The sequence below is a fragment of the Actinoplanes sp. NPDC051513 genome, from assembly GCF_044454685.1.
Lineage (GTDB): Bacteria > Actinomycetota > Actinomycetes > Mycobacteriales > Micromonosporaceae > Actinoplanes.
Window position 1 is genome coordinate 43,794 of sequence record NZ_JBITDW010000021.1, and the last position, 12,821, is coordinate 56,614.

At 70.9% G+C, this 12,821-nt stretch carries 13 protein-coding genes; 8 read left to right on the plus strand and 5 right to left on the minus strand.

Features of this window, described 5'->3' with window-relative positions; genetic code table 11:
• The first annotated feature begins 29 nt into the window (after window positions 1-29).
• From ACIA5D_RS39850 to ACIA5D_RS39875, 6 genes are all read left to right on the plus strand, one after another.
• Window positions 30-1,397 (plus strand): MFS transporter, encoded by a 1,368-nt coding sequence (locus ACIA5D_RS39850; protein WP_396035699.1) that lies wholly within the window; start codon window positions 30-32, stop codon window positions 1,395-1,397.
• Window positions 1,397-2,455 (plus strand): serine hydrolase domain-containing protein, encoded by a 1,059-nt coding sequence (locus ACIA5D_RS39855; RefSeq protein WP_396035700.1) that lies wholly within the window; start codon window positions 1,397-1,399, stop codon window positions 2,453-2,455. Before ACIA5D_RS39850 ends, ACIA5D_RS39855 begins: the two co-directional genes overlap by 1 nt.
• A 96-nt stretch (window positions 2,456-2,551) precedes the next feature.
• Window positions 2,552-4,000 (plus strand): DUF2993 domain-containing protein, encoded by a 1,449-nt coding sequence (locus ACIA5D_RS39860; RefSeq protein ID WP_396035701.1) that lies wholly within the window; start codon window positions 2,552-2,554, stop codon window positions 3,998-4,000.
• Window positions 4,001-4,079: 79 nt separating this feature from the next.
• Window positions 4,080-4,316, plus strand: coding sequence for a hypothetical protein (locus tag ACIA5D_RS39865; RefSeq protein ID WP_396035702.1), 237 nt, complete (start codon window positions 4,080-4,082; stop codon window positions 4,314-4,316).
• Window positions 4,317-4,458: 142 nt separating this feature from the next.
• A complete protein-coding gene (locus tag ACIA5D_RS39870) occupies window positions 4,459-4,836 on the plus strand; it encodes a VOC family protein (protein ID WP_396035703.1) in 378 nt (125 codons plus the stop codon).
• A 203-nt stretch (window positions 4,837-5,039) separates the two neighbouring features.
• On the plus strand, window positions 5,040-5,654 hold the full coding sequence (locus ACIA5D_RS39875; RefSeq protein WP_396035704.1) for a hypothetical protein: 615 nt from the start codon (window positions 5,040-5,042) through the stop codon (window positions 5,652-5,654).
• Between the two features lie 16 nt (window positions 5,655-5,670).
• Here the strand turns inward: ACIA5D_RS39875 and ACIA5D_RS39880 are convergent, their stop codons facing one another.
• Together ACIA5D_RS39880 and ACIA5D_RS39885 are read right to left on the minus strand one after the other, a co-directional pair.
• Window positions 5,671-6,537, minus strand: coding sequence for a tetratricopeptide repeat protein (locus ACIA5D_RS39880; protein WP_396035705.1), 867 nt, complete (start codon window positions 6,535-6,537; stop codon window positions 5,671-5,673).
• Window positions 6,538-6,616: 79 nt separating this feature from the next.
• Window positions 6,617-7,048 (minus strand): hypothetical protein, encoded by a 432-nt coding sequence (locus ACIA5D_RS39885; protein WP_396035706.1) that lies wholly within the window; start codon window positions 7,046-7,048, stop codon window positions 6,617-6,619.
• Between the two features lie 140 nt (window positions 7,049-7,188).
• On the opposite strand from ACIA5D_RS39885, the gene ACIA5D_RS39890 reads away from it, so the two are divergent.
• Window positions 7,189-8,229, plus strand: a complete 1,041-nt coding sequence (locus ACIA5D_RS39890) for a Gfo/Idh/MocA family protein (protein ID WP_396035708.1) — start codon at window positions 7,189-7,191, stop codon at window positions 8,227-8,229.
• 248 nt (window positions 8,230-8,477) lie between these two features.
• On the opposite strand, the gene ACIA5D_RS39895 is transcribed toward ACIA5D_RS39890, so the two are convergent.
• Window positions 8,478-9,323: a GNAT family N-acetyltransferase gene (locus ACIA5D_RS39895; protein ID WP_396035709.1), complete on the minus strand. Its 846-nt coding sequence runs from the start codon at window positions 9,321-9,323 to the stop codon at window positions 8,478-8,480.
• An 18-nt stretch (window positions 9,324-9,341) separates the two neighbouring features.
• On the opposite strand from ACIA5D_RS39895, the gene ACIA5D_RS39900 reads away from it, so the two are divergent.
• Complete coding sequence (locus tag ACIA5D_RS39900) at window positions 9,342-10,295, plus strand: NAD(P)-dependent alcohol dehydrogenase (RefSeq protein WP_396035710.1); 954 nt, start codon at window positions 9,342-9,344, stop codon at window positions 10,293-10,295.
• An 18-nt stretch (window positions 10,296-10,313) separates the two neighbouring features.
• Here ACIA5D_RS39900 and ACIA5D_RS39905 read toward each other — a convergent pair whose 3' ends face one another.
• Window positions 10,314-11,963, minus strand: coding sequence for an aminotransferase class V-fold PLP-dependent enzyme (locus ACIA5D_RS39905; RefSeq protein ID WP_396035711.1), 1,650 nt, complete (start codon window positions 11,961-11,963; stop codon window positions 10,314-10,316).
• Between the two features lie 104 nt (window positions 11,964-12,067).
• The gene (locus ACIA5D_RS39910; protein WP_396035712.1) at window positions 12,068-12,685 is read right to left on the minus strand and encodes a hypothetical protein; all 618 of its coding nucleotides are present in this window, start codon (window positions 12,683-12,685) and stop codon (window positions 12,068-12,070) included.
• Between the last annotated feature and the right edge of the window lie 136 nt (window positions 12,686-12,821).

Sequence of the window (12,821 nt, forward strand, 5' to 3'; positions counted from 1 at the left end):
ATCGTAATGACTAAGGGAGGTCGGCGGCCGTGCCGAAGACGACGGACAACAGGTGGATCGCGCTGATGGTGCTGTGCGCCGGGATGTTGATGATCATCCTGGACGTCACGATCGTGAACGTTGCCCTGCCCGCCATCCAGGGTGACCTCGGGTTCTCGCAGTCGGGGCTCGCCTGGGTGGTCAACGCCTATCTGATCCCGTTCGGGAGCCTGCTGCTGCTCTTCGGCCGGATCGGCGACCTGGTGTCGCGGAGGGGCGTGTTCACCGGCGGCCTGGTCTTGTTCACCGTGGCGTCGGCGCTCTGCGGGCTGGCGGAAAGCCAGGAAATGCTGATCGCGGCGCGCTTTCTGCAGGGCGTCGGCGGGGCGGCGACCTCGGCCGTCATCCTCGGGATGATCGTGACGATGTTCCCCGGCGCCCGCGAGCAGGCGAAAGCGATCGGGGTCTACAGCTTCGTGGCATCGGCCGGCGGCGCGGTGGGCCTGCTGCTCGGCGGCGTGCTGACGTCGGCCGTGAACTGGCACTGGATCTTCTTCGTGAACGTGCCGGTAGGGGTCGGCACCATCGCCGCAGCCCGGAGGTTGATCACGGCCGATCGGGGGCCGGGGCTGCGGCGAGGTGCGGACGTTCTGGGCGCCATGCTGATCACCGGGGCGCTGATGGTGACCGTCTACACCGTCGTCTCGCCCGGCGGGTCGCTCCGGCTCGCGCTGCTGGCGCTCGGGCTGGGCGTGGGGTTCGTGGTGCGGGAGGCCACGGCCAAGCAGCCGCTCGTGCCGCTGCGGATCTTCAAGTCGGCCACGCTCGCGCAGGCCAACCTGGCGCAGCTGCTGAGCGCGGCCGGAATGTTCGGGATGTTCTTCGTGGGCGTCCTGTACTGCCAGCACGTCCTCGGGTACGACGCGATGGCGATCGGGCTCGCGTTCCTGCCGGTCACGGTCGTGATGGGCGGGCTGTCGCTGTGGTACACCGACCGGCTGATCGTACGGTTCGGGGCGCGGCGCCTGGTGATCACGGGGCTGGCGCTCGTGGTGGCGGGGCTGGCGTACTTCGCCCGGGTGCCGGCCGGCGGGTCGTACGTGATGGATGTTCTGCCCTCGATGTTGCTGCTCGGGATCGGGGCCGGGCTGGCGTTCCCGTCGCTCGCGGCGCTGGCCATGTCGTCGGCCACGCCGGAGGACGCGGGGCTGGCGTCGGGGGTGTTCAGCACCACGGCCGAGGTCGGGTCGGCGCTGGGACTCGCGGTCCTCGCCACGCTTTCGTCGGGCGGGTATCGGCTTCCGTTCGTCGTCGCCGCGGTCATGGTGGCGGCTGCGCTCGCGGTCTTCCTCCGCCGCCCCGCGCCTGCGCCTTCCGTCTCCCCGGAAATTGATCGCTGCCTAGAAGGAGTTTCTTGATGCTGCAGAAAGTTGTTCAGGACGCTATCGACGAGCAGGTGTCGTCGGGGCGGGAGGTGGCGGTGCAGGTGGCCGTCTACCGCGACGGCGAGCTGATCGTGGACGCGGTGGCCGGGCCGGCCACGTCGTCGACGCTGTTCTACACGTGGTCGATGGGGAAGGCCATGACGGCCACCCTCGTGCACCGCCTGGTTTCGCGGGGCGCCCTCGGTTACTCCACCCCGATCGCCGAGGTGTGGCCGGAGTTCGGCGCTCGGGACAAATCCGGCGTCACGTTGCGGCACGTTCTTCAGCACACCGCCGGCGTTCCGGGCATCGGCGCCACGACCACCGTTGCCGACGTCTGCGACTGGGACCTGATCTGCCGGCGCATCGCCGACAGTGAGCTCTGGTGGGAGCCGGGCACGCAGGTCGGGTACCACGCGTACACCTTCGGCTACATCCTCGGCGAGGTCTGCCGCCGCGCCTCCGGCAAGCCCCTCGGCACGCTCCTGCGCGAGGAGATCGGCGACCCGCTCGGCGTCGCCGACGACCTGTGGTTCGGCATGCCCGCCTCCGAGCAGCACCGCCTCGCGCCGCTGGTCGACCCGCCACCGCCGCCCGGCATGTCCTTCGAGCTGCCCCCGGACTCGCCGATGGCCCGCGCCTCCTCGCTCGAGCTGTGGCCCACCGCCGCCCTGGGCAACCGCCCCGACGTGCTTGCCGCCGACATCCCGGCCGGCGGCAAGATGAACGCGCGGGCCATCGCGCGGCTGTACGCGTCGCTGATCGGCGAGGTCGACGGCGTACGGCTGCTGAGCCCCGGCACGATCGAGGCCATCCAGGCCGACACCTTCGCCGGCACCGATCAGGTCTTCGGCAACCCGGCCCGCTTCGGCCTCGGTTTCGCGCTGAGCCGCCTCGGCGACGAGAACAGCGACGCGTTGGCCTGGGGCGGCATGGGCGGCACCTTCGGCTACGCCGACCCGTCGACCGGGATCGCGTTCGCGTACTGCAAGAACCTGCAGACCATGGACTTCGAGAACGCCACCGAGATCATCAACCTGGTCAACGGCTGATCGCCGCCCGCCGCCGCAGCAGATCCGCGCGGCGGCGGGCTGCCAGGTTCGCACGACGGCTGAACCCCGGGAGGTTACTTCTCCGTAAACAACGACATGACCGAGGCTTACCGCGCGGTGCACCTCGCCCGCCGGTTCCGGAAGAAATGGATCGCCGTGGCCGTCAGCGCCGTCGTGCTGGTGCTCGCCGCCGGCATGCTCTCGCTGGCCGTGCCGCTCCCGCTGGTCGAGGGCTACCTCAGCAACAAGGTCGTCGATCGGGTGAGCAGCCAGGTCGCCTGCCCCGGCGCGCTTGCGCAACAACCCCGGGTCACCGTCGCCGGCGGGCCGCTCGTGCCCCAGGTGCTCCACGGGACCCTCGACGAGCTGCGCATCTCCGTGCCCGACGCCACCCTCAGCGGCGTTTCGCACGCAAGTTTCACGGCCACCATGCGAAAAGTGAGCCAGCCCGCCGCGAACAGCACCCATGTGGAAAGCATGGAAGCCTCCATCACGGCCGCTTTCCAGAACCTTCCGGCCGCGCCCGGCGCCACCATGCCGCAATTTCGCCGCGCGGCCGACGGCGGACTCACCGTCGATGTGGTCATGCCGCCCGAGGCCGCCGAGAACGTCCGGGCGAAACTTTTCCTGAAGATGAGCCTGCAAGGCGAGACGGTCCGATCCACACCGCAGAGCCTGCGCATTTTCGGCCAGACCATTCCCGCCGCGAAGGTGAGCGACCTGGCCGGTGGGGTGCGCACCGAACGCCTGCCGCATCTACCGGACGGCGTGGCGTACACATCGATAAGCCCTCGCCGGGACGGCCTGCACGTCGCTCTTGCCGGCGTTTCCACCACGCCACTTTCGTCCTTGCCGACGCAGGTCGGCGGCCGGGACGTGACCTACGCGGCGTCGGGCGGCCTGCTCGGCATCAACACCTCCGCGATCGGCGTGCCGCTCACGATCTTCACCAAGCCCGTCCTTTCCGGCGCGACGCTCACCCTGACACCCAGCAAAGTCCACATTCTCGGCGGCGACCACGCCACCAACGACCCGATCGCCAAGCTCGTGCTGTCGCAGATCGATGCAAAAGATCTTTCGCGTACGCTGCCCGCACTACCCGCCGGAGTCACCTATCGCTCCGTTGTGGTGGATTCCGGCGGTATCCGTCTGACGATCGGCGGGGCGACGGTCAAGCCGTTCTCGGCGCTCGCCCAGCCGCCGGGCGACCACCCGACCGTTTTCGGCGCGGAGGACGGTCTCCTGACGGCGACGCAGAAGGGCGGCTCGGGCGACGCGACCCCGATCTCGCTGCACGGCCGCCCGCAGATCCGCGGCGCCACGCTGGACATCTCCCCGAAGGAGATCGAGATGTTCGGGGTGCGCTTCCCGGCCGCGAACGTGCTGGCCGAGGTCGCGCCACAGCAGACGACGTTCCCGCTGCAGGCGCTGCCGGCGAACCTGGCCTATGACCGGGTCGAGGTGCTCCCGGACGCGCTGCGGATCCACCTGACCGGCAAGGACGTGACGCTGGTGAAGGGAAGCCTGACCGGCGGCGGCTGCTGAGTCGTCTATCTACAGTAGTCAGACGGTCGCGGACTGTGACAGCATCGGCCCTGCCCGGCTAACGAGGGAGGACAGTGCAGTGGCCGTTTCCGTGAACCTTGACGCGGTTCTCGACCCGGAATTCCAGAACAGTCAAATCGGGGACCTCGTCGGCGCGCCGGTGTCGGCGTTCGCCGGCGTGTCGGAGGAGGAAGCCGCGGGGTTGCAGCAGGCGTTCGGCATCGAAACCATCGGGGATCTCGCCGACAATCCGCTCGTGCGGGCGGCGCTCGCCATCCGGGAGATGGCCAGGATCGCCGAGCCGCCTCCCGTCTGAGGATTCCCTGGGGCGGCCGGCGGCCTTTCGTGCCGCCGGCCGGTCAGGCCCACGCTTGCCGACAGCCGCTGCCCGCCGAAAGAGTGGCCCGATTTGCGACAGCGGTCAGATAGTGACCGCAATGGTTGGCACGATGAGTGGCATGACAGCAACGTGGAAGATCGAGCTCATTCCCGTGCCGGTCACCGACGTGGACCGGGCCAAGGCGTTCTACGAGCAGATCGGGTTCAACGCCGACCATGACTACAAGGTGCATGACGGGCTGCGGTTCGTGCAGCTGACGCCGCCCGGGTCGGCCTGCTCGATCGTGCTCGGCGAGGGCATCACCGAGAAGACGCCGGGCACTCAGGAGATCCAGATAGTGGTGGCCGACGCGCACGCCGCCCGCAAGCAGCTGGCCGATGTCGGCGTCGAGGCCAGCGATGTCGACGCGCAACCGTGGGGGAACTTCGTCCACTTCCAGGATCCGGACGGCAACAAGTGGTCGCTGCAGGCCCTGGAGTCCCGGCCGAACGGCTGACCACCGCGAGTCGGAGCGCGCGGCCCGGGCCTCGCCGAGCATGTCGCGCGGCCGGCCCGAGGGCGCCGGCCTCGCTTGACGGACACCTGCGCTCGCGGCACCTGATATCTCCGGTGCCGCGGGCGCGGTCGCAGGGGCGATGGGGGCGAACTGGTTGATCTACGATGACCCGTAGCGATCATGTTCGATGCGGGGAGAACGGGATGTCGTACGGGGGTACGCCTGCCGGCCAGGAGATGGAACGGCCGCAGGTGGTGGAGATCGGGGCCAGTCTGGTCGCGATCGTGGGAGTGTTCGGCGTCGGGCGGGTTGCCTACGGCGTGGTGATGAACCTGGCGCAGGACGACTGGAGCGGTGGAGCCCGGGCAGTGTTCCTGGTGCTCAACTCGATCGTGCTGCTCTTCTCGGCGTTCATCCTGGCGCTCGGCTACCAGGTGCGGCAGGGGCGGATGTGGGCCTGGATCGTGAGCTTGGTGATGATGCCGCTCTCGATCCTGTTCGGCGGGTTGATGCTGCTCATCACCGTGGCGGGCAAGAGCGTCCCCTGGGCCGGCACGGGCATCGTGCTGGCTGCCGCGGCGGCGATGCTGATCCTGACGGCGCCGCGCACGGCCCGTGACTACTTCACCCGCAAGATGGGACAGGCGAGGCCGCCGGCCTGGGCGGGCGTTCCGGGTCAGCCGTGGATGCCGGGCCAACCACCCGCGCCGGGCCAGCCATGGATGCCGGGCCAACCACCCGCGCCGGGCCAGCCGTGGGTTCCGGGGCAGCCGTCCGCCCCAGGCCAGCCCTCGGGACCGACGAACCCGCCGGCATAGCGTCCGGGCCTGCCAGCTACCAGCGGCGGCGGACCCAGCGGCGAACCAGTGGGGGCACCACCCAGGAATAGACGCAGAACGCGAGCCACGCCAGCCCGACGGGGAAGGCCAGCTGGGGCAGGCCGATCAGGCGGAGGCCGAAGATCAGGGCGACCGCGGTCAGCCAGACCTTGAGGGCGCCGAAGCGGAGGATCGGGCGTAGCGGAAGCATCAGCGGGTGTGCCGCCATCCGCATCTCCAGGGCCGACTCGGCGTAGGCGCGGTCCGTGGGGTCCTCGGCCACCGCGCGGCGGAAACCGTCGTAGGCGGGCCGTATCTGGCCGCGGACGGCGCTCACGCCGCCGAGCAGGGCGTTCGCCACCGGGTTCGCGGGGTGGTTGGCCACGAACTCCTGGCTGATGCGCTGGGCCTCCCGGTCGTGGCCGCCGGCGTAGGCCACCTTGACCCTGGTCGCGTAGACGATGGCGGCCTGGGGGTCCTGGGCGGCGGCCAGGGCGACCAGCTTGGCCGCCTTGTCGAGCTGGCCCTCGCCGGCGCAGAGGTCGGCGTAGGCGCAGAGCAGGTCCACGTCGTGCGGGGAAACGGCCAGGCCGTCGAGGAGGATCTGCTCGGCCCGGGAAGCGTGGCCGGCGTCCTGTTCGGCGCGGGCCAGCCAGTACAGCAGGTCGGGGTCGGGGCCGTTGGTGGCCAGGGCGGCCCGGGCGGCCTCGCCGGCCTCGGGCCAGCGGCCCAGCTGAGCCAGGGCGGCGCAGCGCAGGCGGGCGGCAATCGGGCCCATCACGTCGGACGCGGGCAGGGTGGCGAGCGCGGACAAGGCCTCCTGGGGACGGCCGACCTCGAGCATCGCCTGGGCGCGGGCCAAAACCGGCGCCGGGGCCGTCATCGGTTCGGGCCGAAGGTCACGGCGGCCAACTGCACAGTCATCGGACCAGACCGGACGCCGGAGCGGGGAGCTGTGGCGGTCATCGGACCAGACCGATGATGAGGACGGCCTCGAGGAGGCCGCAGCCGATGGCGGCCAGCAGGCCTGGGCCCACCAGGCTCGCGGGGTCGCCGCCGCGGAAGACGTAGGCGCGGAAGGGCCGGCGCTCGACGGCCGCCACCACCAGCGCGACCAGCACACCGGTGACCGAGCCGAGCAGGCGGAGGGCGGAGTTGCCGTCGATCGTGGCGCTCAGGACGACGCGGGTGGCGAAGCCGATCGCGCCGGCGGCGGCGATGGCGAGCAGCGTGCCGCGGGTGAGGCCCAGGCGGCGGGCATTGAGCAGGCCGAGTACGGCGGCTGCGATCGGGCCGCCGAAGAACGCGGGATAGAAGATCGAATCGGGGCGCCACGGGGGCCGGGCGGAGTTGTCCCGCTCGCGGATCGTCGGGCTGAACAGCTCGTCCTGCATGGTTCCCGTCTCCTCGGCGTCACGGCACGAAAGACGGCCGGCGGCGGAACATAGCCTAAACGCCTGGCGGCGGTGGCCGTCAACATCGACGAAGGAAAAGGTTTTCCGAACTATTCGCCGGGCGACGTAGGTTGGAGGCCATGACGTCGTTCGCTCTGGTCGGGTTCGGGTGGCGGGCCGCCACGTTCTGGCGCGTCGCGCAAGGACTGTCCGAAGTGACGTGTGTGGGCGCGGTGGTCCGGTCGGCGCGGGCGCTACCGGTCCCGGCCTTCACATCGCTCGACGAGTGCCTCCGCGAGGCCCGGCCCGACTTCCTGGTGACGGCCGTGCCGAGAGCCGCCAACCCCGATGTGATCAGGGCGGCGGTCGCTCACGGCGTACCCGTCATGGCGGAAACCCCGCCGGCGCCGGACCTCGAAGGTCTCCACGCGCTCTGGCGCGACGCCGGCGCCGAGGGGCTGGTGCAGGTCGCGGAGCAATACCTGCTGATGCCCTCGCACGCCGCCCGCCTCGCCGCCGTGCACACCGGCATCATCGGCACGCCCACCCAGGTGCAGGTCTCCTCGACGCACCAGTACCACGCCGTCTCGATCATCCGGGGCTTCCTCGGCGCCGGCGACGCGACGGCCACCGTGCGCGCGAGCCGGACCGTCGCGCCGCTCGCCGACCCGCAGAACCGGCAGGGCTGGACCGACGAGCCCGGCCCCAAGCCGGCCACCACCACGATCGCCACGCTCGACTTCGGCGACGGGCGCAGCGGCGTCTACGACTTCACCACCAACCAGTCACGCAACCTGCTGAGATTCCGGCGCATTCTGGTACGCGGCACGCACGGCGAACTCCGCGACGACGAGATCGTGCACCTCGCGGGGCCACGAGCCATCACGCGTACGGCGCTGGTCCGCCGCCAGACCGGCCACGACCTCGACCTCGACGGGTTCGACACGCAGACCATCACGCTCGGCGACCGGATCCTGTATCAAAACCCGTTCCCGGGCCGCCGCTGGAACGACGACGAGATCGCCACGGCGTCGCTGCTGACGGCGATGGCCACCTGGGTGCGCGGCGACGGCCCGGAGCCGTATCCGCTGGCCGAGGGCGCCCGGGACCACCTGATCGCGCTGGCCGTCGAGGAATCGGCCGATCTGGACCGCACGGTGACATCGACAACGCCCGGCTGACCATCCATCGGCGAAGGTAGAGGATCACCAGCCACCGCCCGGCGGCAGAAGGGGCACCAGGCGCGGTGCCGCAGCCCTGATGATCTGCCGTTCGCCTCGAACCGCCAATCATCAAGATCCCAAAGCGGGCGAGCAGGGCGGCGCGGGCGGGCGGGCTCGCGGGGCGGGCTCGCGGGGCGGGCTCGCGGGGCGGGCTCGCGGGGCGGGCTCGCGGGGCGGGCTCGCGGGGCGGGCTCGCGGGGCGAGGCTCAGCCGGCGGCGTTGTACTGGTAGAGCAGGCTGCGGTGGGTCGGGCGGTAGCCGAGCGACTCGTTGACGCGACGCATGGCGGCATTGCTGTCGGCCGTGTCGGCCAGCAGACCGGCCACCGACGGGAAGCGGTCACGCACCTGGCCGATCTGCTCGGCCTTCATCCAGCGGGACAGCCCTCGCCCCCGATGCTCGGGCAGCACGCCGGTCCCGTAGTGCTGAGCGTCGCCGGCGCCGTCGGCGGGCACGACCAGCTCGGTGAAGGCGGCCATCTCGCCCTCGGTGGTCAGCGCGGCCGTGACGCACAGGAACTCGCCCCGGTCGGCGACGGCCTTCGTGACGGCGTCCAGGCGCGACGCGTCCCACGTGTCCGGGACGTAGTCGGCGTCGTCCATCGGCATGTCGTCCATGGCGTGCCGGGCCCGTACGAAAGTGTCCACCAGCTCCGGCGGGGTCGAACCCACCCAGTGGATCAATCGGTAGCCGGGCACCGGGTCGGAAACAACGGGTCCGCCCAGCTCCAGGCGCGTGTAGGTGAGCCGAAGCACCGCCCGCAGGCCGCGCGCGGCGCAGAAGTGGTCGCCGGGCGAGCCCTCCTCGACCGCCTCGGTGAGCACGGTGCCGGGCGCGGCCGCGATGGCGGCGTCGAGCAGCCGGGTGCCGACGCCGGCCCGCCGCTCCGCCGGGTGCACGTGGATCTGCAGATCGGCCGCCCCGCCGTCCGCCGGGATCCGCAAGGACGCGGCGGCGAGCGGCCGGCCGTCGTCGCCGGTGGCGAGCCAGGTGAGGCTCCGCGACGAGGAACTGTCGGAGGGATCGACCAGGGCCTTGATCTGTACCGTCACCCTCGACATTCTGTCGGCATGAGAGCGGTCGTCCACAACCGGTACGGGCCACCGGACGTCCTACGGATCGAGGATGTGGCGAAACCGGCGCCCCAGCAGGGACAGGTACTGATCGCTGTCGCGGCCACCTCGCTCAACCTGAGCGACTGGGAGACGCTGCGCGGAACCCCGCTGTACTCGCGGATCGGCGGGTTGCGCACGCCCGCGCGGCCGACGCTCGGCTCCGACATCGCCGGCGTGGTCGAGGCGGTCGGCGCGGGCGTCACCCGGTTTCGTCCGGGCGACGACGTGTACGGCGACAACCTCGCGCTCAAGGGCGGCTTCGCCGAGTTCGCGGTCGCGCCCGCGTCGGCGCTGGCGGTCAAGCCGCCGGAGCTCTCCTTCGCCGAGGCGTCCACGATCCCGCAGGCCGGGGTGATCGCGCTGCAGGGAACGGCCGGCGCCGCCGAGGGCAAGCGCGTGCTGATCAACGGCGCCGGCGGAGGGTCGGGCGCGTTCGCGATCCAGCTCGCCAAGCGCGCCGGCGCCCACGTGACCGGCGTGGACAACGAGCACAAGCTCGACTTCATGCGCACGCTCGGCGCCGACGAGGTGATCGACTACCGGGTCGGCGATTTCACGCGCTCCGGCCCGTACGATCTCATCCTCGACCTCGTCGCCCACCGATCGGTCTTCGCCTACCGGCGGGCGCTCGCGCCGGGCGGCCGCTATCGCTGCGTCGGCGGCGACGTCTCGGCGCTGCTGCGCGTGCTGACGATCGGCGGGCTGGCCGGCCTGGTCACCGGCCGGCGCATCGGCGTACTGGCGGTGAAGGAAGGGCCGAAGCACTTCGAGCCGGTCGCCGCCCTGTGCGTGAACGGCGACCTCGACATCCACATCGACCGCACGTTCACCCTGGACGAGACGCCCGCGGCCCTGGCCCACGTCGGCGAGGGCCACGCGCTCGGCAAGGTCGTCGTCACGGTGCCGTGAGCGACCGGCGCACTGGGTTCAAAGGCCGCCGGCCAGGCAGGCGTCGGGCAGCAGGAACCAGCGCAGCTTCTCGAAGGCCGGCGGCAGGTCGAGGCGCACCCCGTCGACCGGCGCCGGCCGCGAGCTCATGATCTCTTCCGCCTCGAGCAGGTAGCCGGCCAGGGCGTCCTCCCCGGCGAACACCGACGGCACGGGAGGCGAGGACACCGAGCCATCGGCGCCGAGCCGCAGATCGGCGAGATGGACGGCCGGGGCGACATGCCGGACATGGGCCCAGATGCCGGTCCGGGGGTTGAACCGGTATTCCGGCACCAGACGGGCGCCGTGCCGGGCGATCAGCGAAACCGCGGACATCACGTAGTCGGCGACGGTGTCGGAGATGAAGTAGTTGAAGTTGAGCCGCGACCACCCCGGCTTGATGCCTTCCCACCCGTCGATGATCTCCCCGCGGAACTCCCGCGAGTGCGCCTCGTCGATTCCCAGCAGCCGATGCCCATAAGGCCCGGCACAAGAGCACCCGCTGCGGGCCTGAATGCCGAACACGTCGTTGAGCAGAGCCGCCACGAAATTGTGGTGCAGATGTTTCTCCCCGGCCCGCACCTGGAACGACACGATCGACAGCCGTTCCGCGTCGAGGTCTCCGAGAATCTCGATCTCCGGCACCGCACCCCACCGCGCCCGCGCCCTTTCCCAGAGCTCTTTCTCGCGGGCCACGATCAGGGTGGTCCCGACGGCGTCCTTGACCGAGAACGCCAGCCCGGCCCGGATGGATTCGACGATCGCCGGCGTCCCGCCCTCCTCGCGCGCCACCGGATCGGTGAGATAGCGGTGCCCGGTCGGATCGACGTACGCCACCGTGCCGCCACCGGGAACCACCGGCACCCGATTCGTCAGCAGCCGCCGATCGACCACCAGAACGCCGGGCGTCTGCGGCCCACCCGCGAATTTGTGCGGCGACACGAAAATCGCGTCCTTGTCCGCCATCGAGATCGGCACGTACGGCCCGGCGGCCGCATAGTCCCAGACCGACAGCGCGCCGTGCTCCCGCAGCACGCGGGAAACGGCCGCCGTGTCGGTCAGAATCCCGGTCACATTCGAGGCCGCCGAAAAACTGCCGATTCGCAAAGGCCGATTCGCGTACGCCGTGAGCGCGCGCCCCAGGGCATCGATGTCGACATGCCCCGTGTGGTCGGATTCGATCTCCACCACGTCCGCGATCGACTCGCGCCACGGCAACTCGTTGGAGTGGTGCTCGTAGGGCCCCACGAAGATCACCGGGCGCTCCGCAGCCGGGATACGCGCGCTCAGGTCGTACGCGTCATCAAGGGCCTCCGGAACGCGGAGGCCGAGAATGCCGACCAGCTTGGCCACCGCGGACGTCGCCCCCGACCCGCAGAAGACGACCACGTGCTCCGGCCCCGCGCCCACGCTGCGGTGAATGATCGACCGGGCCTCCTCGCGCAGCGCCATCGTCTGCGCGCCGGTCGCGGACGCCTCGGTATGCGTGTTCGCATACCGCGCGAGCACCTGATCGCGGATGAAGTCCTCGATGAAATCGAGCGCCTGCCCGGACGCGGTGTAGTCCGCGTACGTGATGCGCCGCGGCCCGAACGGCCCGTCCAGCACCTGCCCGGCCCCGATCAGCCCGTCCCGGATGCGTCCCAGCATGTCTCCCACCCCGGAATTGAACGACGGTTAAGCCCATCAGGGCAACTCTTGCGGCGGCCGGCGCCCGCCCGCGATCGCGCGCCGCGGTCGATCCCGGCTCTGCCCTATGGCGCGGTGACGGGTGATCGGCTGCCGCCGTGGGAGGCGATCAGGGCGTCCGCCACGGCCGCGGCGTCCGCGTCGGCCACATCCGGCGGGTACTCCGGCAGGAGGTCGTCCCAGACGACCAGCCACGAGCCGTACAGCTGAGATTGACCCTCCGGGCGGGCGAAGAACCACAAATGCAAGTGCGCGGCGCCGTCGCCGATGCGGTAGACGTGGGCCCGGGTGATGTGCGGCAGGGCCTGCATGTGCCGGACGACGCGCGTGGTCAGCAGGCCCAGCTCGGCGGCGAGCTCGTCGGGCAGGTCCGCCATGTCGTGGTGGTCGCGCGGGTAGAGCATCAGCACGAGCGGCACGCCCACGCCGGGAATCCGGGCCAGGCGCCAGTTCTCGTCGAACCAGATCCCCTCGTCCCGCTCCCGGCAGATCTTGCAGTCCGCCGGATCCTCGCCGTGCCGCGCGGGCTCCGGCAGCACCGGGGGACGCAACGGCGAGGCCCGCAGGCCCTCCGCCTCGAACGGGCTGATGTCCCAGCCCGTCATGCGCGCCAGCGGTAGCCGGCGCTCGCCGTCCGCGGCGGCGAGCGCGCGGTCGTAGAACTCGTCGGGTGCCAATGCCATGGCGCGAAGACTAACGGGCAGCGAGTTGCACGCATTTGCAAGTGTCTATGCCAGGCCGGGAGGGGCCCGGCACGGGAGGCACCTGATGCGTCGACGAAGACTGCATGCAGCACTGCTTGTTGCGACACTCACCGTC

What these genes read in the sequence shown, in the direction of transcription:
- ACIA5D_RS39855 (WP_396035700.1), top strand. Translation starts at nt 1,397, where the DNA reads ATGCTGCAGAAAGTTGTTCAGGACGCTATCGACGAGCAGGTGTCGTCG.
- ACIA5D_RS39860 (WP_396035701.1), top strand. Translation starts at nt 2,552, where the DNA reads ATGACCGAGGCTTACCGCGCGGTGCACCTCGCCCGCCGGTTCCGGAAG.
- ACIA5D_RS39870 (WP_396035703.1), top strand. Translation starts at nt 4,459, where the DNA reads ATGACAGCAACGTGGAAGATCGAGCTCATTCCCGTGCCGGTCACCGAC.
- ACIA5D_RS39875 (WP_396035704.1), top strand. Translation starts at nt 5,040, where the DNA reads ATGTCGTACGGGGGTACGCCTGCCGGCCAGGAGATGGAACGGCCGCAG.
- ACIA5D_RS39880 (WP_396035705.1), bottom strand. Translation starts at nt 6,537, where the DNA reads ATGACGGCCCCGGCGCCGGTTTTGGCCCGCGCCCAGGCGATGCTCGAG.
- ACIA5D_RS39885 (WP_396035706.1), bottom strand. Translation starts at nt 7,048, where the DNA reads ATGCAGGACGAGCTGTTCAGCCCGACGATCCGCGAGCGGGACAACTCC.
- ACIA5D_RS39890 (WP_396035708.1), top strand. Translation starts at nt 7,189, where the DNA reads ATGACGTCGTTCGCTCTGGTCGGGTTCGGGTGGCGGGCCGCCACGTTC.
- ACIA5D_RS39900 (WP_396035710.1), top strand. Translation starts at nt 9,342, where the DNA reads ATGAGAGCGGTCGTCCACAACCGGTACGGGCCACCGGACGTCCTACGG.
- ACIA5D_RS39905 (WP_396035711.1), bottom strand. Translation starts at nt 11,963, where the DNA reads ATGCTGGGACGCATCCGGGACGGGCTGATCGGGGCCGGGCAGGTGCTG.
- ACIA5D_RS39910 (WP_396035712.1), bottom strand. Translation starts at nt 12,685, where the DNA reads ATGGCATTGGCACCCGACGAGTTCTACGACCGCGCGCTCGCCGCCGCG.